Consider the following 1,514-nt stretch of genomic DNA (forward strand, 5'->3'; position numbering starts at 1 on the left):
CGGCCCGGCGGGGGGCGCCGCGGCCCCCCCCCCCCCCCCCCCCCCCCCCCCCCCCCCCCCCCCCCCCCGGCCGCACCGCGCGCAGCGGGGCAACGGGATCCGGAGGCAGCGAGACAGGGGTGCGATGACCGCGACCACCGTGGTGATCTCCGCGGCCGCCGTACTCGTTGTGGGCGCCCTGCTGCTCTGGGCACGGCCGCGCCGGATGGTCACCACCCCGGCCGAACGCGCCGTGCACGCCGCCCTGCACACCGCCTCGCTCGCGGCCCGGTCGCTACGCCAGGGGCTCACCGAAGAGTCGGCGGTGGACGCGGCGCCGCATCTCCGGGCCCTCGTCGGCGCGGAGGGGCTGGGGGTGGCCGATCCCGACGGCGAACTGCTCGCGTGGGACGGCGCGCGGCTCGTACCGGCCGGCGAGTTCGCCACGGCGGCCCGGCGAGCGATCGCCGGCCGGCGGCCGGTGATGGTGCACCTGCCCGACCCCGAACACCCGGGCCGGACGCTGGTCGTCCAGCCGCTGCTCACCGACAGCGACGCCGTCGCCGGAGCGCTGGGCATGGTCACCGCGGCCGCGCCGGGACCCGGCACCCTGGGCGCGCTGGCCGAGGTGGCCCGCTATGCCTGCGGCCAGCTGGAATTGGCCGAACTCGACGCGTCCCGCGCCCGGCTGGACCGGGCCGAGGTCCGGGCGCTGCGCGCGCAGATCAGCCCGCATTTCATCTACAACGCGCTCAATACGATCGCCTCGTTCGTCCGCACCGATCCGGCGCGGGCCCGCGAACTCATCCTGGATTTCGCCGATTTCACCCGCTACTCCTTCCGGGCCGCCGGCGAATACACCGTGCTGTCCGACGAACTCCGCAATATCGAGCGGTATCTGGAACTGGAACGCGCCCGCTTCGGGCCGGCGCTGCAGGTGCGGCTGCGGATCGCGCCCGAGGTGCTCGGGGTGACGCTGCCGTTCCTGGCCTTACAGCCGTTGGTGGAGAACGCCGTCCGGCACGGTCTGGCCGGGCGGCCCGGTGGTGGCACGGTGACCATCGAAGCGCTCGACGCCGGGACCGATTGCGTGATCAGCGTGGAGGACGACGGCACCGGAATGGACCCGGAGGTGCTGCGTTCCGGCTCACTGGATACCGCCGAGGGCGAGGCACCGCATATCGGGCTGGCCAATGTGGACGATCGGCTGCGCGCCGCGTTCGGCAACGATTACGGGCTGGTGGTGGATACCGCGCCGGGAGCCGGAACGAAGGTGAGTATGCGGGTGCCGAAGTTCCGCGCCGGGATCCGGCCGTGATACCGGCCCGCACGCGCGATAACGGCCGGGCCCCGTTCACCCTCACAGAACGGGGTCCGGCCGCCCCTGCACCGGGAATTATCCGCCCGGGGGGCCCCCCCGGGGCGGGCCGGGGGCGGGGTTAATGGGAGCCGCCGGTTTTAGCCCCGGCGCCCGGGGGGGGGCGGGCCCACCAAAACCGGGGGCGGGGCGGGGGGTAGGGACCCCCCCCGGAGGG

At 75.0% G+C, this 1,514-nt stretch carries 1 protein-coding gene; it reads left to right on the plus strand.

What is annotated here, in order from left to right:
- The first annotated feature begins 124 nt into the window (after positions 1–124).
- Positions 125–1,297, plus strand: coding sequence for a sensor histidine kinase (locus QH276_RS20080; protein ID WP_280398527.1), 1,173 nt, complete (start codon positions 125–127; stop codon positions 1,295–1,297).
- Positions 1,298–1,514: the final 217 nt, after the last annotated feature.

Origin of the sequence: Nocardia carnea, assembly GCF_029869215.1 — a bacterium.
GTDB classification, from domain to species: Bacteria; Actinomycetota; Actinomycetes; order Mycobacteriales; family Mycobacteriaceae; genus Nocardia; species Nocardia carnea_B.